Source organism: Rhizobium glycinendophyticum (assembly GCF_006443685.1).
GTDB lineage: Bacteria > Pseudomonadota > Alphaproteobacteria > Rhizobiales > Rhizobiaceae > Allorhizobium > Allorhizobium glycinendophyticum.
Genome location: NZ_VFYP01000001.1, coordinates 1364011 through 1389622, shown reverse-complemented (window position 1 = coordinate 1389622; position 25612 = coordinate 1364011). Strand labels below are relative to the sequence as shown.

The following is a 25612-nucleotide window of genomic DNA, read 5'->3' as shown; positions in this document are numbered from 1 at the left end:
GTACCGGTCGGACTTGAGAGCGGGTTGCAAGTGGAATTTCCTTGTCCGGAGACGGTCCGTCTCCGCATGCTGTAGCCACGCCTTTTTTAGGGGGTAATTATTTACAGAGTCTCGCCAGCTTCTCTCGAATTGGATCTTTTTTGTGCTGCGCCTCTGATAGTGCAGCTAAGCCTATGGACGACGAGATTTTCAGGCCGGCATTGCCCCTGCCGGGGTTTCGCGGTAGTCACGGGCAAACAAAATCATACTGATCGAGGAACTCATGGATCTTCTGGAAACCATACGCAAGACGATCGTACCCGTGCACAAGGAAGGCTATGTCTTCATCGCGGCCTTTTTCGTTGCGTCGCTGGTGCTCGGCTGGCTCTGGGACCCGTTGTTCTGGATCGGCATGATCCTGACGCTCTGGTGCGCCTATTTCTTCCGTGATCCGGAACGCGTCACACCGCAAGACGAAGACCTTGTCATCAGCCCGGCTGATGGGCGGGTGTCCTCGGTGCAGATGAGCGTGCCGCCGGAAGAGCTGCAACTCGGTCACGAGCCGATGCTGCGCATCACCGTCTTCATGAACGTGTTCAACTGCCATGTGAACCGTGCGCCCATGCGCGGCCGCGTGACGACGATCGCCTATAAGGAAGGCGAGTTCCTGAACGCCGAACTTGACAAGGCGAGCACTGACAACGAGCGCAACGGTCTTGTCATCGAGACGCGTCATGGCGCAATCGGCGTCGTGCAGATCGCCGGGCTCGTTGCCCGCCGCATCATTTGCTGGACCAACCCGAACGATCCGCTGGATGCCGGGGAACGCTTCGGCCTGATCCGTTTCGGCTCACGCCTCGACGTCTTCCTTCCGGCGGGCGCCGAACCGCGCGTCTCGGTCGGCCAGACAGCGATTGCCGGTGAAACCGTGATTGCCGAATTTGGTTCGATCAAGGGGCCGGTCATCAGCCGCCGCGCTTGAGGGAGGGCAAGATGGACGCACCGAACAGCACGCCAGAGAACGGACATCCGCCGGCATCGGATCCGAATGCCCGTGGACCGCGCCTCAGGGAGATCCCCCTACGGCTCCTCGTCCCGAACCTCATCACCGTGCTCGCCATCTGCGCGGGCCTGACCGGCATCCGGCTTGCCTTCGAGAACCGCTACGAACTGGCCGTCGCCATGGTGCTGCTCGCGGCCTTCCTTGATGGCATCGACGGGCGTGTGGCGAGGATGATGAAGGCAACGTCGAAGTTCGGCGCGCAGATGGACTCGCTTGCGGACATCATCAATTTCGGCGTGGCCCCAGCCCTCGTTCTTTATGTCTATGTGCTGGACCAGGCGCGCTCGCTGGGCTGGATCGCGGCCCTGATCTACACGATCGCCGCGGGGCTGCGCCTCGCCCGTTTCAACGTGATGGCAGAGCGCGAAAACAAGGCGCCGTGGCAGTCCGAATTCTTCGTCGGCGTGCCGGCACCAGCCGGGGCAGCGCTGGTGCTGCTGCCGGTCTATATCGGCTTCCTCGACGTGCAGATGACGTTGACCTTCGCCTATTTCAGCACGGCCTATACGATTGTCATTGCCTATCTGCTCGTCAGTCGCCTTCCCGTTTGGTCCGGCAAGTCGGAAACCAGCCATATTCGCCGCGATCTGGTGTTTCCGATGATCCTCGGCGTCGTGCTTTATGTGGCCCTGCTGATGAGCTTCACCTGGCAGGTACTTGTGGTGACGGTGGTTCTTTATCTCGGTTCGCTGCCGCTCGGGGCCCGCAACTGGCACAAACGCTACGGCACTTTGACCATCGGCGAAGAGACAGCCGAGAAGGGTCTGTCCGAAATCGATCGAGGCGTCTGACCCGCCTAACTCTTAATGAATTATAAACAAATACGCCCCGCCAGGCCCAGAAGCTTGCGCGGGGCTCTCTATTTGTTTCGCTTTTGTTGAAATTTGACTTGAGTCACAGACTCGGTCACGCTTTTGTCATGTTCTCCGCAGAGAGAGCCGCACAAGAAAATACCGGGTCAGGAATCATCCAGAGGACAATGACAATGTCGAACACCACCGAAGCCGAACAGCAGAAGCCGGCCAACCACAATCTCGCCGCCAATTACCGTCCGCTCGCCCTCAAGGCCGTGGTCGCTGCGGCGCTGATGCTGAAGCGCAAGCCGGCCGCCAAGGTCGCCTGAGGGCCGAAAGGCCTCTCTTAGAACAGGCTCATCTGTCCGTCGCCGGGCTTTGCCGGCGCTGGCTTGGAAGTCGTTGCGCGTGGCGTTACGGGGGTCTGAAGCTCCGGGCCGACATTGGCCACCTTGTTGACGAGGTCCGAAACCGGTATCGCCTCGAAGAAATCCTCCTGGGCCGGCTTCATGAGATCAACCACGTCACGCGGTTCACCGCTGCGGCAGTCGAGCCAACGCGTATAGTCCTCCGGCGCAATGACCACCGGCATGCGGTCATGGATCGCACCGATCGTCCTGTTGGCGCCGACGGTCAGAATGCAGCCCGTATCGAGCTCTGCTCCATCCTTCGACATATAGGTTTCCATCAGTCCGCCAAAGCAGACGACGCCGCCCTGCTTCGGTCTGATCCAGTAGGCCTGGGGTTTTTCTCCACTTTCCTTCGGCGGACGATGCCATTCGTAAAATCCCGACGTCGGCACCAGGATTCGCCGATGGCGCATGGCCGCCCGGAAAGAGGCCTTGTCGATGGCAGTCTCGGAGCGCGCGTTGATCAACAGCGTGAACTCCGCCGGATCCTTGACCCAGGAGGGGATCAGCCCCCAGCGCACGAGCGCGGCGATACGGTCGGGCCTGTTGCTGCCCGGTTCTGACGGTGGCCCCGCCACGACAACCAGGATCGGCTGCGTCGGCGCGATATTGTAGCGCGCCGGAAAGGCTTCCAGCTCCATCAGGCCGAGAATTTCGCGCACCTCTTCCGGGCTCGCGGTCAATGCGAAACGTCCACACATGGAGCTTAGATGGCAGTCGTGAGGCCGAGGGTCAAGGACAGCGGCGGCTTGCAGGCTCGTCCAAAAGCCGCGATATTCGTGAGCGCCGCTGCTTCGCCTGACAGCGGCACCACAGACCGGAGCATTGCCGTATCATGAGTCAACCCCGCCTCGCCTCCTCTGCCGTTGTCGAACGGGCGGGGCGCTATCTCCTGGTGCGTCGGGGAAACCCTCCAGCCGCCGATCTCTATGCCTTTCCCGGCGGACGGGCCGAGCCCGGTGAGTCGCCGGCCGAGACTGCGCTGAGGGAGCTGGAAGAGGAAACAGGTGTGGTTGGATGCAATCCGCGGCTATTCGAGACTTATGAACTGCTTCCGGAGCCTGGCATTGCCGGTAGCCACTATCTGCTCTCCGTCTTCCGCGTTGATGCGGTCGATGACAGCGTGGCGCAAGCGCGAAGCGACGCTGTCGAAGCAGGGTGGTTCCTGCCGGAGGAAATCGAGACCCTGCCCGTACCGCAAAGCGTGCGCGATTGCGTCATGAAGCTGGCAGCCGACCCTGCCAACGGGAGGAGCAACTGAGATGGCAGGCCTGTTTTCAAAGCAGCACGGCATCTTGCTCATGCTCGCCGTTCTCGTCTCCTTTGGCGCCAAGGCGCAGAGTGAAAGCGTGATCACCGTCCCGTCCCCGCTCACCGAGACGGAAAAGCCCACGCCCTATGACGACCGGCTCGGTCGGTTGTCCGAGATCATCGGAGCGGTGCATTACCTGCGCAACCTGTGTAATGTTGCTGGCGAGCCGGAATGGCGGCAATCATTGCAGGCGCTGCTCGATACTGAGACGAAAGAAGAGCCGAAGCGCCGAGCCCGTCTGACGGCTGCCTACAACCGGGGGTACCGCTCTTTTGCCGCGGTCTATACCTCTTGCACACCGGCCGCGGTTCGTGCAGAGGAGAATTACCGTAACGAAGGGGCAACACTCGCCACAGAAATTACCGCCCGTTATGGAAATTAACGAATAATTGACCTCTTTTGGTCTCCCCCCGTGTCGTTTTGGCAAAAGGCTGATACGGTCGTTAAGACCTGAGTAAGAGTGCTTCGAGGAATGCCAATGGAACCGCGCCGCAACGAGATCGACGACATGATCGTTCACGAAAAGATGCAGGCTGCGCTGGAATACCAGAACGAAGCCTGGGCCGATGGCATGGCCGACGGGATCGAGCCGGAAATCATCGCAGACGCCGCCTTTGCACTAGCGATGCGCGAAACCATCCGCATCCACGGCGAGCACGGTGCTGAAGCGATCCTCGACACGCTCAAGACCCGTCTCCTTGCGGGCGAATTCTCGCCGGAGCGCCGGATTCAGTAGATACGACAGCAGAGGCACAGAATGACGATTTCTTCGCGGGTCAGGCTCATCTGCTTGACAGGCGCGCTGGCACTATCGGTCACCAGCCTTCCCCTCTCCTGGCCGAACCCGGCCCTTGCGCTTTCCGACATCAAGGACATTACGCCCGCCCCGCCGGAGCAGGATCCGCCAGCAACGCCCGCACCCGCACCTGCACCCGGCGATGACGAAGATCTGTCGGACGAAGCCTTTCCGGTGATCCCCGATCCCGACCCGCTGATCAAGCCGTCCAATACGGACGAATCGGACGCGACGACGCCCCAGGAACCGGCGCCCGAGGTCATCTACGATCTGGAAAAAGCACCTGAGCCTGTTCGCCGGATGCGCCAGCTGATCATGGATGCAGCGGCTTCGGGCGATATCCAGGCATTGAAACCTCTGCTCGACGTCGGTGCCAATCAGACCCAGGTGCCACTGCAGACATCCGACCAGGACCCCATCGCTGCGCTCAAGGGGCTTTCCGGCGACGATGAAGGTCAGGAGATCCTGGCAATCCTTCTCGACATCCTGTCGACCGGTTTCGTCCAGCTCGATAAGGGCACGCCGGACGAGGCCTATGTGTGGCCTTACTTCGCCGGTAAGTCGCTCGCACTTCTCTCCCCGCGTGAAAGAGTTGAACTGCTGCGCATCGTCACCGCCGGCGATGTCGCCGAGATGCAGGAACAGGGCAATTACAATTTTTTCCGCGTCGGCATCAGTCCTGATGGCAGGTGGAAGTTCTTCGCCGTCGGCGACTGAGGCCAAACAAGGCCGTTCGCCAAACTGTGGGCTGTGACGCGGTGCGCTTGTCGGCTAGACTTGCGTCTCCTAAGTCTGCCGTCAGCGCAACTTCACGGTGACCCCATGCCTTCAGCCTTCCTGCCTGATCGTGCCTTCGTACAAGTCGGCGGCCCTGACGCAGAGCACTTCCTGCAGAACCTGATCACCACCGATCTCGGCAGCCTTGCCGAGGGAGAGGCACGCCCTGGTGCACTTCTGACCCCGCAGGGCAAGATCCTGTTCGATTTCCTGATCTCGCGGAACAAAGACGACTTCGTCCTGGATACGACGGCGGACCAGCAGGAGGCCCTCACCCGGCGGCTGACCATGTACAAGCTGCGCGCCGCCGTGACCCTCGCGGCCGACCCCGAGACCGGCGCTACGGTCACCTGGGGCAGCGAGGACGAAAGCGGCATTCTCGACCACCGCTTCGCGCTCGCCGGAACGCCGGTCCGCCGGATCGTCGGCAAGGTTGGCGAACCTGGCGAGGCAGCGGCCTATTCGGCACTGCGCATCCTGAATGGCGTGGTCGAATCGGGTTCTGATTACGCTCTGCAGGACGCATTTCCCCACGACATCCTGTTCGACAAATCCGGCGGGGTCTCATTCCGCAAGGGCTGCTATGTTGGGCAGGAGGTCGTGTCGCGCATGCAGCACCGCTCGACGGCCAGACGCCGTCCGGTCATCGTCTCGGCCGATGGTCCCCTTCCCGCTCCGGGTACCGAGATCACGATCGACGGCAAGGTGATCGGCACACTCGGCACCGTCGCGGGCTCACGCGGGCTTGCCATCCTGCGGATCGACAAGGCGGGTGAGGCGATGTCTAGCGGCACGGCAATTCTTGCCGGCGGGGTTTCGCTCAGCCTTGCTCTGCCTGCCTGGAGCGGCCTCACCTTCCCCTCTGATGCGGCAGAGGACGTCTGAGGATGAACGAGACCACCAGCATTCCCGGCCGCGCCTGGCAGCGCATGTTGTCCGGCCGCAGGCTCGACCTGCTCGATCCTTCGCCGCTCGATGTCGAAATCTCCGACATCGCGCACGGCCTTGCCCGTGTCGCGCGCTGGAACGGACAGACCTCCGGTGACCATGCCTTTTCCGTCGCCCAGCACAGCCTGATCGTCGAGGACATCTTTCGCCGCTCCTGTCCGAAGGCAACCGCCGACGATCTCATGGTGGCGCTGCTGCATGACGGCCCGGAATACGTGATCGGCGACATGATCTCGCCATTTAAGGCTGTTGTCGGCGGCGGCTATAAGGTGGTGGAGAAGCGGCTGGAGGCCGCGATCCATCTGCGTTTCGGCCTGCCTGCCCACCCCAAGACTACGCTGAAGGACCAGATCAAGAAGGCGGACATGATCTCCGCCTATTTCGAAGCCACCGTGCTTGCCGGATTTGCGGAAGCAGAAGCGCGGAAATTCTTCGGTCAGCCCAAGGGCTTTACCCGCGACACCATCCTGATCGAGCCGTTGCCCGCCTATCAAGCCCAGGCGAAATTCCTTGAGCGCTTCGAGGCAATCGAAGCCGAACGGCAATCGGCGAACTGGGATTTGCGATGAGCGTCATTGTCATTGCCCCCCTTGCCCGCATTGCAGAAATGGCCGTTCGCCACAAGGCGACCGAGATGATCAGCCTGCTTGCCGCCAACCAGGATTTTCATCGTCCCGGCATCATCCGCGCGGAGCGCCATTTGAAGCTCGGGATGAACGACATCACTTTTGCCGGCACCGGCGATCTGATTGCGCCGCAGGAGATGCATGTGGCCGAGATCATCGATTTTGCCCGGCGCTGGGATCGGTCGGCGCCACTTCTTGTCCATTGCTGGATGGGCGTTTCACGTTCACCGGCCGCAGCGATGATCGCGAGCCTCGCCGTGTGTCCTGAAGACGATGACGCGGCGCTGGCCCGGCGGCTGCGGGAGGCATCACCGCATGCGACGCCGAACATGCGGCTGGTCGAGATCGGAGACGAGATGCTCGGCCGCGAGGGGCGCTTCGCCAAGGCGGTGAAGGCGCTCGGACGCGGGGCGGATACCGATGGCAACCAGCCCTTCGTTCTGCCGCTTCCGGTGCGGGAGCCGATCGCGCCATGAGTGCGGCGGCCGATATCGAGATCGGCCTCAATGCCGCGATCGTCGCGATCGCCGATGGACAACCGCGCCTGCTCGTGGTGCCTGCGGGACCGGGCGCGCTCGATGCCCTGCCCTTCGGGCCTTTCCACCCGACCCTGCACCGGACCATGGAAGTGTCGCTGCGCCAGACGGTGGAGGCGCAAACGGCGCTGCAGCTCGGCTACATCGAGCAGCTCTATACTTTCGGTGATCGCGGCCGGCATAGCATGCCCGGCGACAGCGGCCCGCATGTGGTTTCCGTCGGCTATCTGGCACTCACGCGATTGGAGGCGGAGGGGGCTGCACGACTGGAAACGTCGGGCGCTGCGTGGCGGGACTGGTATGGCTTCCTGCCTTGGGAAGACTGGCGCCAAGGGCGACCGGCGCTGATCGACCAGTTCATACTGCCGGCCTTGCGCGCCTGGGCGGACGAGCCTCGGCTTGACACGGCGGACGGTCCCGCGATTTCCCGGCACTCGCGGCTCAAACTCGCTTTCGGGCTCGACGATTTCCCGTTCGACGAGGAACGGGTGTTGGAGCGATATGAACTTCTCTACGAAGCGGGGCTTCTGGACGAGGCCGTTTCCGATGGACGGGTCGCCGATCGGCGCATCTCCGTTCCGCTCGGTCGACCGATGCGCTACGACCATCGGCGCATTGCGGCAACGGCGCTCGCCCGGTTGCGCAGCAAGATCAAGTACAGACCTGTCGTCTTCGAACTGATGCCGCCGAAATTTACCCTGACCGCGCTCCAGGCCACGGTTGAGGCGATCTCCGGCCGGCACCTGCACAAACAGAACTTTCGCCGGCTGGTGGAAGGTGCCGAACTGGTCGAGGCAACCGGTGCAACCGAGGCTGCGACGGGCGGGCGTCCGGCCGCCCTTTTCCGCTTCCGTCGGCAGATTCTTGAAGAGCGTCCTGCACCCGGACTGAAACTCGGCAGCCGTTCCGGCGGTTGACCGCTACGGCATCTGCCCCATCTAGCCCGTAACAGCAACGTCACGGGAAAGATGGCATGGAGCAGCAGGCAAGCGAAGTCATTCTCGCATCACAGGCAGCATTGGCCCAGGTGGGCCGGCTGGCGGTGGAATATTCGTTTTCCATTCTCGGCGCACTTCTGCTTCTGGCACTTGGCTGGTGGGTGTCGCGGCTCTTGAGCCGGTGGACCCATCTGGGCCTTTTGCAGCTACACGGGATCGATGAAACGCTTGCCCGCTTCTTCGCCAATGTGGTGCGTTACGCGTCGCTGATCCTCGTCTTGGTCACGGTGCTCGGCCAGTTCGGGGTGCAGACGGCCTCGATCATTGCCGCGCTGGGTGCTGCCGGCCTTGCCATCGGCCTTGCGCTGCAGGGGACGCTGCAGAACATCGCCGCCGGCATTATGCTACTGGTGCTCCGACCGTTTCGGGTGGGCGAATACATCGATACCGGCTCGATTTCCGGCACGATCGTCGAAATCGGCCTCTTTGCCACCGAGCTTCGCACGCCCGACGGGCTCTACCGGCTGGCGCCGAATTCCATCTTGTGGAACGTACCGATCACCAATTTCAGCCGTCACCAGACACGCCGCTTCGAACTCAAGGTCGGGATCGGCTATGAGGACGATATCGATGTTGCAGAAAAAATCATGCGCGATCATGCCGAGGCGGACCCGCGCGTTCTTGCTGATCCCGCCGTTGCGACCCATGTCGATCAACTGGGCGACAGTTCGGTGGTGCTGACCATGTGGTACTGGACCAAGGCGTCTGATTTCTGGCCGACATCCCGCGAGATGATCAAGAAGGTTAAGGCTTCCTTCGACCAGAAGGGCATCTCGATCCCCTATCCGCAGGTCACCTATCATGCAGATCCGAAAGAAGCCGCGCCCGCCGGGCCGGCTCGGATGCCGAAGCTGGAGAACGGACCTCGCCCACAAGCCTAGGCTGCTTGCCGCCACAAGTCTGCCAGGTGCCGAACGAGGCCCGAACCTTCGCGAGATCTTAGACCTCGGATGCCTCGGAACCGTTCTCGCGATAGGCGTCGATGACGCGCTGCATTTCGGCGAGAATGTCAAAAATGCTGACCGTTTCATCGTCCGCGCCGCTCGTGCCGTCGGCCTCGATCGCTTCGGGCGGCTGCGGCATGCCGGCTGTAAATGTATCTTCGGTCAGGAAGCCGGAGCCTTCGCTGTCGAGTTCGCCGAAACGGGTTGTCGCCTCTTCCTCGCTCATATCCTCAGGCCGAGCCGCGACGAACTCGTCCTGGGTGATCTTGCCATCGCCATCAGCGTCGATCGCGCTGAAAAGATCGCGTGCATCCCGCGGCGCTTCACCCTCGGTCTGCGTTGCAGACGATTGCAGAAGCATGGAAATCATGCTGCTCTGCAACTGGGACTGTGTACTACTTGCCGCATTGTCACTCGAAACGGTTGGATCCTGGCTGCGGTTGGACTTCGCGGCCTCCAATTCCTCGGCACTAATGATGCCGTCGCCATTGGTGTCCAGGCTTGAAACCGACACCCGCCCGGCTGCACTGCTTCCGGATGAAGAAATGATGCTCGTCATGAAACCCCCGACGATAAATTGAAACCCCAAAATTCGCCGTACGCTCAACTCAACCGGGAACGTTTTCGGGGTAAGAGATTCTCGAAAAGTGGTCAAAACTATTAATCATGGGTAATAACTATCGAAGGTTTGACTTATATACGTCAAGCCTATGGAAAATTTGATGAACTTCTGAATCAAAACTTCGTCCACTGCAGGACACCGGAACAATGCAAGCAAAGTTTTTGGCAATCTCAGACCAAGACTGAGTCTAATCCAATATCCATTGTCGGGGCGGCCATGGTGATCTTGGATGTCGAGATGAAATCGACGCCCGTCTCGGCGATGGTGCGGACGGTTTGCAGCGTGACATTGCCCGATGCTTCCAAGATGGTGCGGTTGCGACCGGACGCGTAAATCTCTGGCGCCATGGCATGGTGCTGCCGGTTCATCTCTACGGCCTCAAACAACGTATCCGGCGTCATATTATCGAGCAGGATAACGTCGGGACCGGCGTCAAGCGCCTCACGCATCTGATGAAGACTGTCCACTTCCACTTCAATCTTGACCAGATGCCCGGCATAGGCGCGGGCAGCATGGATAGCCTCGGCCACGCCGCCACAGACAGCGATGTGATTGTCCTTGATCAGGATCGCATCGTCGAGGCCGTAGCGGTGGTTCGAGCCGCCACCGAGGCGGACCGCGTATTTCTCCACCGCCCGCAAGCCCGGCAGCGTCTTGCGCGTACAGGTCACGCGTGCCTTCGTATGGGCAATCGCGTCGGAGAAGCAGGCCGTGTAGCTTGCTACGCCGGAAAGGTGCATGAGGAAATTGAGCGCGACCCGTTCCGCCGACAGCACCGCCCGGGCGGAGCCTTCGACGCGCGCGAGCGGCTGGCCGGGCGAGACGCGATCGCCATCCGCCACCAAGGCTTCGAAGCGCACGGACGGATCAATGAGCCGGAATGCGGTCTCGGCCAGAACGAGGCCGGCGACCACGCCCGGATCACGACCGTTGATCGTCATGCGCGCCGTCTTCTTTGGGCCGATCGTCGCATAGGTGGTGATATCGCCGGCACGGCCAAGGTCCTCGAGCAGGGCGGTCCGCACGAGATCCTCAACCATCAGCGGCGACAGTTGCGGGCGGAAGCTCTCGGTCTTCGTCATGGTCCTGTCCCTTTCCGATCAGCCGATAAATTCGGCTGCGATGCGATCGGCTTCGCGCAGTGTCAAATAGGTGCGACGGTGGAAAGCGTCATCCATCCTCGGATGATCCGAGCGCATCTGTGCACCCCGGCTTTCTGCGCGCTGGAGGGCTCCGACGGCAATCAGCTTCGCGGTCGCGGTGATGTTGGAGAAACGCACGCGCGGCCGCTCCCGCTCCAGCCGGGCCAGTTCTCGGATCAGGGTTTTAAGGCCCTCTGCATTGCGGATGACGCCGGCATGCATGCTCATCAATCGGCGCAGTTCCTTCAACTGAGCACTGTCTTCCAGTGTGACGAGATCGTCATTCTCGCCGGCAGCCTTCGGCCATTCATAGAGCGAGGATTCTGGCAGCATGCCCTTGATGCTATCGGCAATGCGCCCGGCAAAGACGACGGCTTCGAGAAGCGAATTGGAAGCGAGCCTGTTGGCGCCATGGACACCGCTCGAGGTGACTTCACCAGCGGCCCAGAGGCCATCGAGCGAGGTGCGGCCATCAGCATCCACGGCAATGCCGCCCATGTGGTAATGGACCGCGGGCACGACCGGGATGGCCTGCGTTACGGGATCGATTCCGGCGGCCATGCAGGAGGCGTAGACAGTCGGAAAATGCGCGGCGAAATCCTTGCCGACGGCCTTGGTGCAATCCAGATAAGCACCGCGCCCGGCAGCGACTTCGGCAAAGACGCCGCGCGCAACGATATCACGGGGGGCGAGTTCGGCGTCCGGATGCAGATCCGTCATGAAACGATGGCCGGCGCGGTTCACGAGAACAGCGCCATCACCGCGCAGGGCTTCGGTCGCGAGCGGTGCGGGGTCATGACCGATGTCGATCGCTGTCGGGTGGAACTGGACGAATTCGGGATCGGCTATGACGGCGCCGGCCTTGGCGGCCATTCCGACGCCGGTTCCCCGCGCCTCGGCCGGATTGGTGGTCACGGCATAGAGGTGGCCGACACCGCCGGAGCAGAGCACGACGGCGCGGGCCGGAAACGCGACGCGCGCCGTCGATTGGCCGGCATCGGGACGCGCCACGACACCGGAGACGAAACGTCCCTCGGCAATGAGCTCCTCGACGACATAGCCTTCCATCACTCGGATTGAGGCCGTGCGGCGAACGGTTGCGATCAGCGCCTCCATGATCGCGCCGCCGGCGCGATCGCCTGCGACACGGACGATGCGGCGTTCGGAATGGGCGGCCTCGCGCGACAGCAGCAGATGGCCTTCGAGATCGCGATCGAAGGGTACGCCGTAAGCGAGCAGATCATGAATGCGATCCGGACCTTCCGAAATCATCAGCCGGGCGATCTTCTCCTCGACCAGACCGGCACCGGCCGCGACCGTATCGGCGAGATGCTTGTCAAAACTGTCGCCGGGGCTCATCGCAGCGGCAATGCCGCCTTGCGCCCAGGCAGACGATGCACCCTGCCCGATCGGTGCCGCCGCGAGCACGGTGACCGGGCGCGGTGCCAGTTTCAGCGCACAGAAGAGACCGGCAAGCCCGCCACCGACAATGACGATGTCGTCGATGCCCTGCCAGGATTGCGGGCGGATAGAGTCAAGGTTGGTCGGCATTCAGCCCTCCCCGGCTGGCAGCACTGCCTCAGTTCTTCAGATTGATCATCCGCTCGACCGCAAGCCTTGCGCGGCCTGCAATCGTGGGATCAACCGTCACTTCCTCCGTCATGAAAAGCAGGCTGTCGAGGATCTTCGGCAGGGTGATGCGCTTCATGTGCGGACAGAGGTTGCACGGCTTGACGAAATCGACGTCACGGACTTCGGACTGGATGTTGGAGGCCATCGAGCATTCGGTGACCAGGAGGACACGAGCCGGACGCTTCGTCTTGACGTAGTCGATCATGCCCTTGGTCGAGCCGGCATAGTCCGACACGGCCAGCACGCTCGGATGACATTCCGGATGGGCAACGATCTCGATGCGCGGATCGGCTCGCTTGTATTCCAGGAGTTCGTCCGCGGTGAAGCGCTCATGCACCTCGCAATGGCCCTTCCAGGTGAGGATCTTCTTCGTCGTCTGGTTGGCGACGTTCATCGCCAGATACTCGTCGGGGATGCAGAGTACCGTATCGCTGTCGAAGCTGTTGACCACATCGACGGCATTGGCCGAGGTGCAGCAGATGTCGGTCTCGGCCTTCACCTCGGCCGAGGTGTTCACATAGGTGACGACGGGCACGCCGGGGTAGCGCTCGCGCAGCAGGCGGACATCGGCACCGGTGATCGATTCCGACAGCGAGCAACCGGCGCGACCATCGGGGATCAGCACCGTCTTTTGCGGATTGAGCAGCTTCGACGTTTCCGCCATGAAATGCACGCCGCACTGGACGATGATCTCGGCATCGACGCTGACGGCATCGCGGGCGAGCTGCAGCGAATCGCCCTTGATGTCGGCGACGCAGTGGAAGATCTCCGGCGTCTGGTAATTGTGCGCCAGGATGACTGCGCCGCGCTCCTTCTTCACGCGGTTGATGGCGTGGATATAGGGCGCAAAGACCGGCCATTCGATTTCCGGGATGAAGTCGCGGACACGCTCGTAAAGATGCGCGGTTTCCTTGGCGACTGCGGGCGTGTAGCGGAGGTCAGGGCGCTCCCATGAGCCAAAACGATCCGCCGCTGACTGCTTTTTCCGGCCAGCATCGCGGTCGACTTGCAGTTCCATGGTAACCTCCTCCCGATTTATGCTCATTTTGAGCATAATAAGAGCCAAAGAAAACCGGCAGGTGCCGGTGGACACGATTTAGAAAGTTTCGGGTCGGATTGCAAGGCCGCCTTCTGATTGGTCTTCACTCGGCTTCTGCGGTTGCGCCGTGACGCACTACGCTTCCCCTTGCCGCGAAAACGATTAGAGTTCGGGACATTCCGTCGACACCCGGGGGTCCGATGTTCGAAATCCTGCCGCTGATTCTGATTGGCATTCTCTTCTTCAGCATGCGCGGCTCGGCCAAGCGGATCGACCGCCTGGAGCAGGAGTTGGGCGCGGTGCGCGAACAATTGCTACGGCTCGGACAAGGCGAAATGTCGCCGCTACCGGCGGAGAATCCTGCCGCAGCAGTGGACGTTGGCGAGGACGCGGCCCGGGCGGATGCATCTGCCGAGATCATCACCGCTCCCGAGGCGATGCCTGTTGATAGCCTTGGCGAACCTGCATCCAAAGACGCGCCCGCAATCGCTGCTCGGGCCGGATTGGACGGGACGGTGTCCTCTTCACCCGCAGAATCGGTTGTGCCAAAGGCACCGGCCGAAAGCCTGGAAAACCTCCTCGGCGCACGCTGGGCGGTTTGGGCCGGTGGGCTGGCGCTGGCGCTGGGCGGCGTCTTCCTCGTGCGTTACTCGATCGAGAGCGGGCTGCTCGGCCCCGGCGTCCGGTTGTCACTCGCTGCGCTCTTCGGCCTGCTGCTGATGGCCGCCGGCGAACTGGTTCGGCGCAAGGCGCTGCCGCAGGCGACAGCCCTTTATGCCAATGCCATGGTGCCCGGGATTCTCACGGCTGCCGGTGCGGTTGCCCTTTTCGGCGCGATATACGCGGCCCATGGGATCTACGATTTCATCGGACCGGCCACCGCCTTCGTGCTCCTGGCGCTCACCGCCTTTGCCGTGCTCGGCCTGTCGCTGCTGCACGGCCAGGCGCTGGCGGGGCTCGGCCTTGCCGGCTCCATGCTGACGCCGCTCCTGGTGTCTTCGAACAGCCCCAGTCCGTGGACGCTGTTCATCTTCCTCACCGTCGCTCAGGTTGCCACTGCGATCGCTTCGCGGATGCGCGGATGGCAAATCGTACCAGCGCTTGCCCAGGTCGGCCTCGGTCTCTGGGCGCTGATCGGGCTGTTCGATCTCGGTGACCTGACGCCGGTGACGCTGTCCTTGATCGCGATGATCGCCGCCTGGGTGATGATCTGGCCGGGCAATACCGAAGCGGATCTCAACGTGGCGGATGAGCCGCTATCTTGGGAGGCCGTGGGGCGCCGCATGGCAACGGGTCGGCTCGGGCTCGACATCACCATGGCGCTGTCTGCGCTCATACCGTCGCTGGCCATGCTGGCAATCACCGGACCAACCGGGATCTTTCCGACATTTTGCTTTGCCTCATTGATCGCCGTGCTGGCATCTGCCGGTGCGGCGCGCCAAGGCGCCTTCTGGCCGACGATGATCGCAGCCATCGGCGCCCTGATCGGCTCCCTCATCGAGACCGACATGATCACGCAGGTGCAGACGGTGCTTGACGGCGTGGGGGTCTCCACGGAGACGGCTGCAGGCTTCGACCGGGTGATCGTGCTGCTGCTCTTTTATCTGGGGGCTTTGTTCACCCTGCTCGGGCTTTCCTTCATCCGCCGCCGGGGCGCGGTGGACACCGTCTTCTCAACCCTTTGGGCGGCACTGGGCGGCGTCATGCCGGTTCTGCTCGCAACCGTCAGCTTCGTCTTCTACGGCGTTTACGGGGGTGACTGGCACCATGGACTTTTCGCACTCGCGACCGGTACCGTGCTGTTGGCCTCAGCGGAATGGCTGGAGCGCGCGGGTCTTGGCCCACGCCTGCGACGAGCACGCGACCTGCTGCTCTTCGGCAGCTTTGCAGCCTATGCGCTCGCTCTGCATACGCTGACGGATGGGCTTTTCACGACGCTGCTGCTCGCCATCCTCGGTTTCGTCTACCTGATGGCAACACGGCTGCGCCCCTGGAGCGGACTGCCCTGGATCATGGTCGCAGCCCTTTGCGGCGTGCTCTTCCGCATCGCCTGGGATCCGACGCTGGTTGGCCCCGACGCCCTCAGCCGCACGCCCCTCTTCAACCAGTTGCTCGCCGGCTACGGCGTTCCAGCGCTGATCGCCATCCTGTCAGCCTATGAGCTGCGCCGCTGGCCGGGTGCGCGGGTGAAGAACGCGCTACAGGGGCTGGCGAGCCTCATGGGCCTGCTGACCATCGCCATCCTGGTCCGTCATGCGATGAACGGAGGCGTTCTCGATGCCTCCACCCCGACCCTTGGCGAGCAGTCGATCTATACGCTGCTGGTCATTGGCCTCTCCGGCATCCTGATGACGCTTGATCTGAAATCGCCGAGCGCCGTCTTCCGCTCTGGCTCGATGGCCGCGGGCGTCGTCTCGGTGCTGCAGGTGCTGAGCCTGCATCTGGGCGCGCTCAACCCGTATGTGACGGGCGAGAGCACCGGCAGCTGGCCGCTGATCAACCTGATGCTGATCGGCTATCTCATCCCCGGCCTCGGCTATGCCGGTCTGGCCTTCTACGCCCGGGACAAGCGGCCTCTGCCCTATGTCATTCTCCTTGCCTGCTCCGGCACTCTGCTCGGCTTCGCCTGGGTGACACTTTCGGTGCGGCGCTTCTGGCAGGGCGAGTTCATCGCCTACTGGAAGGGTTTCGAGCAGGCGGAGACCTACAGCTATTCCGTGGCCTGGCTTGCGATCGGGGTTGGGCTGCTGGCGCTCGGGTCTCGCTTCGACGCCAGGAGCCTGCGCATCGCCTCGGCCGTCATCGTGATCGTCACCGTCGCCAAGGTCTTCCTGATCGACATGGCCAATCTCGGAGGCGTTCTGAGGGCGTTGTCCTTCATCGGCCTGGGCTTCGTGCTGATCGGTATCGGGCTCTTCTACCAGAAGATCCTCACATCCAAGGTAAAGCCGGTGGTTGCCGCGGCGCGGGAGGACGAGGCGACGGGGATCTGAGCTCTCGCGGATTGCGGCGATACTGGCAGCCGGGCTAGATGGGTGCCTCGCCTGCCAGGAATCACCGGGATTTGTGACGTGACGGATCTTCTCACTGCCGACGCCTTTGCCCCGCATCAGACGCTTGCGGCGCAGCTTCTGGCGCATGCGACCGAAGGCGACGACGGCTCGCATGACCTTGCCCATATCCACCGGGTGTTCCGCAATGCCATGCGCATTCGTGCCGGTGAAGGCGGGGACGCCAAGGTGCTGGCGGCGGCCGTGCTCCTGCATGATTGCGTGGCGGTGGAGAAGAATTCGCCGCTGCGATCGCAGGCCTCGCGGCTGGCCGCCGAGAAGGCGTCGGGCATTCTGGCCGATCTCGGCTGGGCGGAGGACAAGATTGCAGCGGTCGCCCATGCCGTGCTGACTCACAGTTTTTCCGCGAACATTCCGCCCCAGACGATTGAGGCCAAGATCCTGCAGGATGCCGACCGGCTCGACGCGATCGGCATGGTTGGCGTGGCGCGCTGCTTCTACATCGCCGGGCGTTTGGGCTCCGGACTCTATCACCCCGGCGATCCGGATGCCGAGCACCGGCCGCTCGACGACCGGCGCTTCGCGATCGATCACTTCCCGGCCAAGCTTCTCAAGCTCTCAGACGGGTTCCAGACGGACACCGGCCGCGCGCTGGCGCAGGAGCGGCATCAGCGGCTCGAACAGTTTCTCACCCTCTTTCGCGACGAAATCTGAAGGTCAACCATGCAGGTCACCGGGCTTTTCATCTATCCATTCAAGAGCGCCAGGGGCATTGCGCTGCCACAGGCACGGATCGAGGCCATGGGCCTTTCCGACGACCGGCGGATGATGCTGGTCGACCCGTCAGGCCATTTCATCACGCAACGGGAATTGCCGGATCTGGCCCGGCTCACCGCCATTCCTGGTGCCGCCTATCTGACGCTTCGCCTTGATGACGGGCGCGAGGCGATGGTGGCACCCCCGCAACCGGAGAACCGGATGGATGTGGCGATCTGGAAATCGGTCGTCAGCGCCGCCATTGCCGACGAGCGCGTCAACGCCAAACTCTCCGACTGGTTCGGGCGGCCGGTCAGGCTGGTCTTTGTCGACACTGAGAGCCGCCGCATGGCAAGTGCAGAATGGGCGGGCGAAAATTCGCCGATGGGTTTTGCCGATGGCTATCAGATCCTCGTGACTACAACGGGGTCGCTGCGCGCCCTCAACCAAGACATGGAGAAGCACAGCGAAGGTTCTGTCGGCATGGAGCGCTTCCGGCCGAACATCGTGCTCGATTGCGACGAGCCCTGGGCGGAAGACCGCTGGACCGGCCTTGAGATCGGCGGCATTCGCTTCGATTTCGTCAAACCCTGCCCGCGCTGCATCATGACGACGCAAGACCAGCATACCGGCTCTCGCGACGGCGCCAATCCGATGCCTGCCATGGGGCGCATCCGCATGTCCGCCGACCGACGCGTGCCGGGGCCGCTGTTCGGCTGGAATGCGGTGCCGCGCGGCGACGGTCTGGTGTCGCTTGGCGATGCGGTGACGGTACTTGGCATGCGTGAGGGCTGGGCGATCAAGCAGCGGTAATGTGGCTTGGCGTCAGCGGAGCTTGCGGCGCCTGATCGAAAGAAGGCTGCGCCGGCAGGGAAGCGTGTTCGCGGTTTTGCCCCTCACCCTACCCTCTCCCCGCAAGCGGGGAGAGGGAGGAGCGGGTGGCCGGAGGCGAGGGCTTCTCCCCGCCTGCGGGGAGAAGGTGCCCGAAGGGCGGATGAGGGGCATCGGCGGTTCCTGCACGATGTCAGGAGGCACAAGCGGACAAGCCCAGCCAAAGCTGACTTTCATCAAATCCCTTGATGAGCTGTTCATCAAAAGGCGTTTCTCGTCATGGGTCGACTGCACTAATGTGTGTTGGACAGAGGAGGATTTCCCCATGATCGCCACCAGCCGCCACCAGATGCCCTGGCTCATCATTCTTGCCGGATCGCTGATTGCGGTGATGACCTTCGGCCCGCGTTCGGCGATGGGGTTCTTCCAGTTGCCGATGCTCGCCGACCGCGGCTGGGACCGATCCACCTTCGGTCTCGCCATGGCCTTCCAGAACCTGTTCTGGGGAGTCAGTCAGCCGTTCTTCGGCGCGCTAGCCGATAAATATGGCACGGGACGGGTTCTGGTCATGTCCGGCGTCCTCTATGCCTGCGGCCTGTTGATGATGGCGCATGCAACAGCGCCGATCTGGCTCCATATCGGCGGCGGCGTTCTGATCGGCACGGCGATCGGCGCCGGCTCGTTCAGCGTCATCCTCTCGGCCTTTGCCCGCAATGTGACACCCGAACAGCGTTCGATGGCCTTCGGCATCGGGACGGCGGCGGGGTCTGCCGGCATGTTCCTGTTTGCACCCTTGAGCCAGGGCTTCATCTCTGCCTTCGGCTGGTCCGACAGCCTCGTTGTCATCGCCGTCATGATGCTGGTCGTGCCGCTTCTCGCCTTTCCGCTGCGCGGCAATGCACAGTCGGGCAGCCAGTCCGGCAATCAGTATCAGCAGACGGTGGCGGAAGCGCTGAGAGAAGCGCTGGCGCATAAGAGCTATCTGCTGCTCACCACCGGCTTCTTCGTCTGTGGTTTCCAGGTGGCCTTCATCACCGCGCACTTCCCGGCCTATCTCGGCGATATCGGCATCGACGCGCGCTACGCCGTCATCGCCATGGCGCTGATCGGCTTCTTCAACATCATCGGGTCGCTGGCCGCCGGCTGGATCGGGCAACGTTATTCAAAGCCCTATTTCCTCGCCTTTATCTATATCGGCCGCTCGATCACCGTGACACTCTTCCTGCTCCTGCCACAGACGCCGCTCTCCGTGGTGATCTTCGCCGCTGTGATGGGGCTCCTTTGGCTTTCAACCGTGCCGCCGACCAACGGGCTGGTCGCGATCATGTTCGGCACGCGCCATCTCGGCCTGCTCGGCGGACTGGTCTTCCTGTCGCACCAGATCGGCTCCTTCCTCGGCGTCTGGATGGGCGGTTATCTTTACGATCACTTCGGAACTTATGACCAGGTCTGGTGGTTGGGTGTGGCGCTCGGAATTTTCGCGGCGGTCGTGCATTGGCCGATCCGTGAAACGGCCGTCGAACGGCCTGCCCTCAGCATGGCGTAATTTTGCCCAAAGTGAGATCATATTTCGGCATTTCACCTATGCCGGATCAAAATTCCTGCGTTTTCGCCTAGAGACCACTGTCACAGAAAATTATTTTATTTTTCTTTGGCGTCCCGTTGACGGAATCCATCCTGCCACCTACCTTTGCCGTGTTGGTTCGGGTCTGACGACGAACCGATGAGAGGTCTCCGCGAGAGAGAGACCGCAGCCAATGAAGGAGGTCAGCGAGATGCAAGTTGTATTTCTTGAAGCCGTCCGATCCTGGCATACGACCCCGCGCTTCGTGATGGTGAAACGCCGTTACGCCTGCTCCTGTCGAATGTGACACAGCGCAAAGACTGATCACCACAAACGACTATTGAAACAACGCCGTGCATCGCGTGCACGAGCGGGGACATTCGTTATGAAGAAGCAAGTTATCGAATACGCCGGGATTCCGGTTGGAATCACCATTCCCGACGGAGATCGGGTCAAGTTCATCGCCGTCAAATATCCGGTCATCGATCTGGATGGCGGAAGTTATCGCAATATCGGCGAACTCCAGGCCGCGATTCACCAGCACATGGCGAAATCGTCGCCGGAAGATCAGGCGGTGTTTCTCGGTGCAGCCAATTCTCCGGCAGCATCAAGCCGCAGGGTCTTCAACGCTGCCTGACAAAATCCCTCCCGTGCCGCGCCCGCCTCCAGGCCGCGCGGCACATAGACATGGCGGTCGAGGAAATATGCGGTGAGTCGGAAGGCGGCGGCCAGACTTTCGGGATCCGCGCCCCGCCTGCTCCCCGGGGAAAGAAAATCCGGCAACGCCAGCATCTTGTCCGCCCAAGGCTCACCCGCCGCCCGGCTGACCGCCCGGCCCGACTTCGGGGAGACGTAGGCCAGATTATCCCGCAGGCCCGTTGCCGCGCATTCCTCCAGATCCAGTCCGAAGCCGAGATCGTTCAGAAGTGCCAGTTCGAAGCGGACGAAGAGCTCGCCGGCAGTCGCCGGCTCCTCCAGATGATCGAGGATGACGTCAAGCGCTTCAAAGAGATGTGGATGGGGGTCGCGTTCGGGCAGAAGTCGCAGCAGCGAGCTGAGCGCCTGCACCCCGTAAACGGCGGTAGCGCTCTCCATCAGCCGTCCGGCCCTCAGTGCCAGCGGCTCCACCTTGTATTCTCCTAGATGTTCATCGAGCCTTGCCCGCCACGTTACCTCCAGCCTGTTGCCGGGCTGCAGAACCGGCTGCATGCTTCGCGAGCGGCCGGAGCGGACCATGCCCAAGTGGCGACCGCGGCTACGGGTCATCATCTCGGCGATGACGCTGGTTTCGCCATGCCTGCGCACACCGAGCAGAATTGCCTCATCCGTCCATTGCATCCGTACACTCTAGCGCAGCCGGAGGCGTCGGGACAACCGATTCGGCCCTCGCCTTCAGAAATCCGCTAGGTAGCGGCGAACCCAGCCACGCCACTGCGCCAAAGCTTCAGTCTTTCCCGGATAACGCTTCTCTTCATGCAGTTGCGCCAGAGACTTCATCGCCTGCAGCAGGACGACCGCCATCGCCTGGCGCTCGTCGTCACCGATGTTCGGGCGCCAGGCGGCGAGGCATTCGGCAATGTGGCGGCGCAAGCTTTCGCGCAGGACGCCGGGGCGAACGCCCGGCTGCTCCCAGCGCGCATCCAGCAGGCTGAGCGCCAAGCTGCGCTCCGCCGCATGGGCGACCAGGACATCGAGCAGCCGATCGGCGAGGTCCGCGCCATCCATCTCGGCCGCCTGCTCGCGGATCTTGTCGAGCGCTGCCGTCACATGTTCGCCGTAACGGGCGACGAGAGCGTCCGCCAACACGTCCTTGTTGGGAAAGAACTGATAGAGCGAGCCGATCGGGGCGCCCGCACGGGTCGCGATCTCTGTCATGGTCGCAGCCTTGTAGCCCTGCTCGGCGAAGACGCTTGCACCGGCATCCAACAAACGGGCAACGCGCGCGATCCCGCGCTGTCGCTTCGGCTCCTTGGCGACAGGCACGGCGGTTTCCTTCGGGGGCGCGGACGGCGCGGCGATTGCGGCGGTCTGCGCCGCCTGGGATAGATCGGATGCTATCGGCGAACTTGACTTTTGCGAGGGCATGCTCATAAAACTTGTTTGTGAGGTTCACCTCATTTATTTTACGAATTTGCGCTTTCGTCCAGTGCTTATCCCATGCTTGGCCAGGGAATGCGGGCGAGACCGGAGAGGCCCATGGGTGACGAGACAAGGCTTCCCGACTCGGGAGCAGGTGTGAAAACGGGGGCGGAAGCTGCTCCCACCCCGCCGCCGGGCATGCTGACGCCCCTGCCCTTGCCGGCACGCTGGGCGATCCTGCTCGCGGTCTCGCTCACGCTATCGACCCTCCTTTTCGCCACGCATATCCCGGGTGCGCTCCTGCTCGGGCCGATGGCCGCAGCGATCCTGGTCGCCACTAACGGCGCGCGCCTTTCGGTGCATCGCTATCCCTATATCTTCGCGCACTCGCTGCTCGGCTGCATCATCGCCCGCTCGCTCGATCTCGAGACGCTGAAGGCCGTGGCGCTCGACTGGCCGATCTTCCTGGCGATCGTCGTTGCGGTCATCTCGGCCAGCAGCCTGCTGGGGTACCTAATTGCGAAAGCGGACATTCTGCCGGGCACCACAGCCGTCTGGGGGACATCCGCCGGCGCTGCATCCGCCATGGTCCTGATGGCTGAGGCGCATGGCGCGGATGCCCGGCTCGTCGCCTTCATGCAATATCTGCGGGTGGTGTTCGTGGCCACTGGAGCCTCGATTATGGCCGCCTTCGTCTTCCGGATCAGCGGAGGGGCGGCGCCGCAGATTGTCTGGTTTCCTGAAACGGACTGGCTGGACCTCGGGATCACGCTTGCCGCAGCACTCGCCGCCGCCTCCGTTGGCGCACGGCTGAAGATCCCGGCCGGAACGATGCTGCTGCCTCTCGCCGTGACGACGGTGCTGCATGTCGCTGGCGTCATATCGCTGCATCTGCCGCAATGGCTGCTGGCGCTTGCCTATGGCGTGATCGGCTGGCGGATCGGCCTCACCTTCACCCGCCGAATATTGCGCCACGCGGCAAGCGCCCTGCCCCAAGTGGTCGGCTCGATCCTGGTGCTGATGGCGTTTTGCGGCGGGCTTGCCTTCCTGCTCTGGCGGTTCATGGGGATCGACCCGCTGACCGCCTACCTGGCCACCAGCCCGGGCGGCCTCGATTCGATCGCCATCATTGCTGCCTCGACACCGGTCGACATGTCGTTCGTGATGGCGCTGCAGACGATGCGGCTGATCCTGATCATCATTGCGGGGCCGAAAATCGCGGGCTTCGTCGCCCGGCGGATAAAGCCCGCCGGGGCCAAGGGCTGAACCGCAGAAGGTTCACGGTCAGTCTCGGGGGAATTCCAGCCCCATTTCGCGGAACCGCTCAGGGTCGTTACCCCAGTTTTCGCGCACCTTAACGAAGAGGAAGAGGTGCACCGGCTGTTCCAGGATCTCAGACATTTCCTTGCGGGAAGCCGTTGAGATCGCCTTGATTGCGTCGCCGTTCTTGCCGAGCACGATCTTCTTCTGGCTGTCGCGCTCGACATAGATCACCTGCTCGATGCGAACAGAGCCATCCTTGCGCTCTTCCCACTTCTCGGTCTCGACATGCGACGAGTACGGAAGCTCCTGGTGAAGGCGCAGGAACAGCTTTTCGCGGGTGATCTCGGCTGCGAGCTGGCGCATCGGCAGATCGGAGATCTGGTCTTCCGGATAGTACCAGGGACCTTCCGGGAAGGTCTCGGCCAGATAGTCCATGATGTCGTCGCAGCCGGAGCCGGTCGTTGCCGAAATCATGAAGGTGCGGTCGAACTTGACTGCCTCGTTTGCCGTTTCGGCCAGCTTGAACAGGTCTTCATGGCGCACGCGGTCGATCTTGTTCAAGACCAGGATCTTGGGCTGCGGCACATCCTTCAGGGCTTCGAGGATCGCCTCGGCGTCGCCGCGCAGACCGCGTTCGCTGTCGATCAGGAGCAGGATGATGTCGGCATCCTTGGCGCCGCCCCAGGCCGACGTCACCATGGCACGATCAAGTTTGCGGCGCGGCTTGAAGATGCCGGGCGTGTCCATGAAAACGATCTGGGCATTCTTGTGGATGGCAATGCCACGCATGACGGCGCGGGTTGTCTGCACCTTGTGGCTGACGATCGACACCTTGGCGCCGACGAAGCGGTTGACCAGGGTCGACTTGCCGGCATTCGTCGGGCCGATCAGGGCAACGAAGCCGGATCGGGTCGGGGTGTTGACGGTGGCTTCGCCGCCGTCATGGTTTTCTGTTTCGGTCATGGTGTCCAATCAGTTCGCGTCTGAGGCCTTGGCCCAGACGCCTTCGCGTTCGAGAATCTTCGTGGCGGCCACCTGCTCGGCGGCGCGCTTGGAACGGTCGACGCCGATCTCCGGCTTGATGCCCGGGATCTCGACGATCACCGTGAAGCGCGGATCATGATCCGGTCCGGACCGATCCGCAACCTTGTATGTGGGCGGCTTGCCGAACTTGGCGTGCGTCCATTCCTGCAACTCGGTCTTGGCGTCGCGGCGCGCGCCATCGGCGCGGGTGGCTCGCGCCGTCCAGAATTTCAGGATGAAGCTGCGGGCTGCCTCGAGCCCCGCATCCAGATAAATCGCAGCGATCAGGGCTTCAACCACATCTGCGCGAACATTCAGCATGTTCTTCGCTGTAATCTTCTTCACATCGGCGCCGGTGCGAATGAAGCGGTGAAGCTCCATCTCGTCGGCGACGGCAGCACAGGTCTCTGCGCTGACGAGCTGGTTGAAGCGGACGGAGAGTTCTCCCTCCGCCGCCTTGCGGAAGGTGCTGAAGAGGAGCTCGGCCACACAGAGGCCGAGCACGCGGTCGCCGAGGAATTCCAGGCGCTCGTAATCGCCCTCCCCCTTTGACGGCTGGACGCTCGAATGCGTGAGTGCCCGGGACAGACGATCACGATCGGCAAACCGGTGCCCGATCAGAGTTTCGATCTGCTCCCAATGCTCCTCCGATGCGCCCTTTTTCCGGTTCATCCGACAACCTTGAACAGACGATCCCAACGCATGTTCGACGGCCACTTCCAGACTTCGCGGAAGGAGGTGTCGTTGCCGAGCGAGAAGAAGATCAGCGAGGCCTTGCCGATCAGGTTCTCCGCCGGCACGAAGCCAACGTCGAAGCGGCTGTCGAGCGAGTTGTCGCGGTTGTCGCCCATCATGAAGTAATGGCCTTCTGGCACGATGAACTCGCGGGTGTTGTCGCCGCGGCTGTCGGGAGCCTGATCCAGCGTGTCATAAGTCACGCCATTGTCCATGGTTTCGCGGAACACCGGCACATCTGTGCCCGGATCCATGCGGTAATCCGAGGTAAAGACGCCGTCAGGCTGCTTCGGCACCGGCTGGCCGTTGATGTTCAGGACCCCGTTGATGACCTGGATCCGGTCGCCCGGGAGGCCGACAAGACGCTTGATGTAGTCAACGCTCGGGTTTGGCGGAAAACGGAAAACCACGATGTCGCCACGCTTCGGCTCGCTCGCGAAAATCCGGCCTTCGAAGAGGTCGGGCGAAAACGGCAGCGAGTATTTGGAATAGCCGTAGGAGAACTTGTTAACGAAGATATAATCACCGACCAGCAGGGTGGGCATCATGGAGCCCGACGGAATGGTGAAGGGCTGGAACAGCACGGTGCGGATAACCATGGCCAGCAGGAGGGCCTGGATGATGACCTTGATGTTTTCCCAAAGGGCACTTTGCTTCTTGGCTTCGCTCACGCGGATCGTTTCCTTCTTGCGAAAATCCTGCACTGTCTAGTCGGTTCGTGCCCGCGCGGCA

Annotated in this window: 27 protein-coding genes and 1 pseudogene; 18 read left to right on the top strand and 10 right to left on the bottom strand. The window is 62.3% G+C overall.

All coding sequences use genetic code 11. From position 1 onward, the window contains the following. Positions 1-262: 262 nt before the first annotated feature. The 3 genes from FJQ55_RS06755 to FJQ55_RS23410 all read left to right on the top strand — a co-directional run bounded on the left by FJQ55_RS06755 (position 263) and on the right by FJQ55_RS23410 (position 2165). A complete protein-coding gene (locus tag FJQ55_RS06755; protein ID WP_140826879.1) occupies positions 263-961 on the top strand; it encodes a phosphatidylserine decarboxylase in 699 nt (232 codons plus the stop codon). Between the two features lie 11 nt (positions 962-972). Beyond that, positions 973-1833, top strand: coding sequence for a CDP-diacylglycerol--serine O-phosphatidyltransferase (gene pssA, locus FJQ55_RS06750; protein ID WP_140826878.1), 861 nt, complete (start codon positions 973-975; stop codon positions 1831-1833). Positions 1834-2027: 194 nt separating this feature from the next. After that, a complete protein-coding gene (locus FJQ55_RS23410; protein ID WP_167507692.1) occupies positions 2028-2165 on the top strand; it encodes a hypothetical protein in 138 nt (45 codons plus the stop codon). A gap of 17 nt (positions 2166-2182) precedes the next feature. Here FJQ55_RS23410 and FJQ55_RS06745 read toward each other — a convergent pair whose 3' ends face one another. After that, a complete protein-coding gene (locus FJQ55_RS06745; RefSeq protein ID WP_140826877.1) occupies positions 2183-2947 on the bottom strand; it encodes an SOS response-associated peptidase in 765 nt (254 codons plus the stop codon). 134 nt (positions 2948-3081) lie between these two features. On the opposite strand from FJQ55_RS06745, the gene FJQ55_RS06740 reads away from it, so the two are divergent. The 9 genes from FJQ55_RS06740 to FJQ55_RS06700 all read left to right on the top strand — a co-directional run bounded on the left by FJQ55_RS06740 (position 3082) and on the right by FJQ55_RS06700 (position 9120). Further along, positions 3082-3507 (top strand): NUDIX hydrolase, encoded by a 426-nt coding sequence (locus FJQ55_RS06740; protein WP_140826876.1) that lies wholly within the window; start codon positions 3082-3084, stop codon positions 3505-3507. Position 3508: 1 nt separating this feature from the next. Next, positions 3509-3940 carry a TIGR02301 family protein gene (locus FJQ55_RS06735; protein ID WP_246085044.1) on the top strand — a complete coding sequence of 144 codons (432 nt, stop codon included), beginning with the start codon at positions 3509-3511 and terminating at the stop codon, positions 3938-3940. 96 nt (positions 3941-4036) lie between these two features. Then, positions 4037-4294 carry a hypothetical protein gene (locus tag FJQ55_RS06730; protein WP_167507691.1) on the top strand — a complete coding sequence of 86 codons (258 nt, stop codon included), beginning with the start codon at positions 4037-4039 and terminating at the stop codon, positions 4292-4294. A 21-nt stretch (positions 4295-4315) separates the two neighbouring features. Beyond that, complete coding sequence (locus tag FJQ55_RS06725) at positions 4316-5071, top strand: hypothetical protein (RefSeq protein ID WP_140826874.1); 756 nt, start codon at positions 4316-4318, stop codon at positions 5069-5071. A gap of 105 nt (positions 5072-5176) precedes the next feature. Beyond that, positions 5177-6016 (top strand): CAF17-like 4Fe-4S cluster assembly/insertion protein YgfZ, encoded by an 840-nt coding sequence (ygfZ, locus tag FJQ55_RS06720; protein WP_140826873.1) that lies wholly within the window; start codon positions 5177-5179, stop codon positions 6014-6016. A gap of 2 nt (positions 6017-6018) precedes the next feature. Then, on the top strand, positions 6019-6648 hold the full coding sequence (locus FJQ55_RS06715; RefSeq protein WP_140826872.1) for an HD domain-containing protein: 630 nt from the start codon (positions 6019-6021) through the stop codon (positions 6646-6648). Next, the gene (locus tag FJQ55_RS06710) at positions 6645-7181 is read left to right on the top strand and encodes a tyrosine phosphatase family protein (RefSeq protein ID WP_140826871.1); all 537 of its coding nucleotides are present in this window, start codon (positions 6645-6647) and stop codon (positions 7179-7181) included. The genes FJQ55_RS06715 and FJQ55_RS06710 overlap by 4 nt, the downstream gene beginning before the upstream one ends. Further along, positions 7178-8158 carry an NUDIX hydrolase gene (locus FJQ55_RS06705; RefSeq protein WP_140826870.1) on the top strand — a complete coding sequence of 327 codons (981 nt, stop codon included), beginning with the start codon at positions 7178-7180 and terminating at the stop codon, positions 8156-8158. Before FJQ55_RS06710 ends, FJQ55_RS06705 begins: the two co-directional genes overlap by 4 nt. A gap of 56 nt (positions 8159-8214) precedes the next feature. Beyond that, entirely contained in the window at positions 8215-9120 is a 906-nt protein-coding gene (locus tag FJQ55_RS06700; RefSeq protein ID WP_140826869.1) for a mechanosensitive ion channel family protein, read from the top strand. 58 nt (positions 9121-9178) lie between these two features. On the opposite strand, the gene FJQ55_RS06695 is transcribed toward FJQ55_RS06700, so the two are convergent. The 4 genes from FJQ55_RS06695 to nadA all read right to left on the bottom strand — a co-directional run bounded on the left by FJQ55_RS06695 (position 9179) and on the right by nadA (position 13597). Next, complete coding sequence (locus FJQ55_RS06695) at positions 9179-9742, bottom strand: EF-hand domain-containing protein (RefSeq protein ID WP_161596962.1); 564 nt, start codon at positions 9740-9742, stop codon at positions 9179-9181. A 233-nt stretch (positions 9743-9975) separates the two neighbouring features. Continuing rightward, positions 9976-10887, bottom strand: a complete 912-nt coding sequence (gene nadC / locus FJQ55_RS06690; protein WP_140826867.1) for a carboxylating nicotinate-nucleotide diphosphorylase — start codon at positions 10885-10887, stop codon at positions 9976-9978. 18 nt (positions 10888-10905) lie between these two features. Then, positions 10906-12498, bottom strand: a complete 1593-nt coding sequence (locus tag FJQ55_RS06685; RefSeq protein WP_140826866.1) for an L-aspartate oxidase — start codon at positions 12496-12498, stop codon at positions 10906-10908. 28 nt (positions 12499-12526) lie between these two features. Then, positions 12527-13597, bottom strand: coding sequence for a quinolinate synthase NadA (nadA, locus tag FJQ55_RS06680; protein ID WP_140826865.1), 1071 nt, complete (start codon positions 13595-13597; stop codon positions 12527-12529). A gap of 221 nt (positions 13598-13818) precedes the next feature. Between nadA and FJQ55_RS06675 the strand changes: the two genes are divergently transcribed. The 5 genes and pseudogenes from FJQ55_RS06675 to FJQ55_RS06655 all read left to right on the top strand — a co-directional run. Next, the gene (locus tag FJQ55_RS06675) at positions 13819-16611 is read left to right on the top strand and encodes a DUF2339 domain-containing protein (protein WP_140826864.1); all 2793 of its coding nucleotides are present in this window, start codon (positions 13819-13821) and stop codon (positions 16609-16611) included. A gap of 78 nt (positions 16612-16689) precedes the next feature. Then, positions 16690-17343, top strand: coding sequence for an HD domain-containing protein (locus FJQ55_RS06670; protein ID WP_140826863.1), 654 nt, complete (start codon positions 16690-16692; stop codon positions 17341-17343). A 9-nt stretch (positions 17344-17352) separates the two neighbouring features. Further along, positions 17353-18198 carry an MOSC domain-containing protein gene (locus FJQ55_RS06665; RefSeq protein WP_140826862.1) on the top strand — a complete coding sequence of 282 codons (846 nt, stop codon included), beginning with the start codon at positions 17353-17355 and terminating at the stop codon, positions 18196-18198. A 343-nt stretch (positions 18199-18541) separates the two neighbouring features. Next, positions 18542-19762, top strand: a complete 1221-nt coding sequence (locus tag FJQ55_RS06660; RefSeq protein WP_140826861.1) for an MFS transporter — start codon at positions 18542-18544, stop codon at positions 19760-19762. 403 nt (positions 19763-20165) lie between these two features. Continuing rightward, positions 20166-20345 (top strand): annotated as a pseudogene (locus FJQ55_RS06655) (hypothetical protein); the annotation flags it as partial. 2 nt (positions 20346-20347) lie between these two features. Here FJQ55_RS06655 and recO read toward each other — a convergent pair. Together recO and FJQ55_RS06645 are read right to left on the bottom strand one after the other, a co-directional pair. Beyond that, positions 20348-21118, bottom strand: coding sequence for a DNA repair protein RecO (recO, locus tag FJQ55_RS06650; protein ID WP_140826859.1), 771 nt, complete (start codon positions 21116-21118; stop codon positions 20348-20350). 54 nt (positions 21119-21172) lie between these two features. Further along, positions 21173-21763 (bottom strand): TetR/AcrR family transcriptional regulator, encoded by a 591-nt coding sequence (locus FJQ55_RS06645; RefSeq protein WP_246085043.1) that lies wholly within the window; start codon positions 21761-21763, stop codon positions 21173-21175. 294 nt (positions 21764-22057) lie between these two features. Between FJQ55_RS06645 and FJQ55_RS06640 the strand changes: the two genes are divergently transcribed. Next, positions 22058-23125 carry an AbrB family transcriptional regulator gene (locus FJQ55_RS06640; RefSeq protein WP_425467529.1) on the top strand — a complete coding sequence of 356 codons (1068 nt, stop codon included), beginning with the start codon at positions 22058-22060 and terminating at the stop codon, positions 23123-23125. 18 nt (positions 23126-23143) lie between these two features. Here FJQ55_RS06640 and era read toward each other — a convergent pair whose 3' ends face one another. The 3 genes from era to lepB are packed head-to-tail and all read right to left on the bottom strand — an operon-like array spanning position 23144 to position 25551. Then, positions 23144-24085, bottom strand: a complete 942-nt coding sequence (gene era / locus FJQ55_RS06635; protein ID WP_140826856.1) for a GTPase Era — start codon at positions 24083-24085, stop codon at positions 23144-23146. Between the two features lie 9 nt (positions 24086-24094). Next, entirely contained in the window at positions 24095-24817 is a 723-nt protein-coding gene (gene rnc, locus FJQ55_RS06630; RefSeq protein ID WP_140826855.1) for a ribonuclease III, read from the bottom strand. Further along, entirely contained in the window at positions 24814-25551 is a 738-nt protein-coding gene (gene lepB / locus FJQ55_RS06625; protein WP_062277840.1) for a signal peptidase I, read from the bottom strand. The genes rnc and lepB overlap by 4 nt, the downstream gene beginning before the upstream one ends. Positions 25552-25612 lie beyond the last annotated feature (61 nt).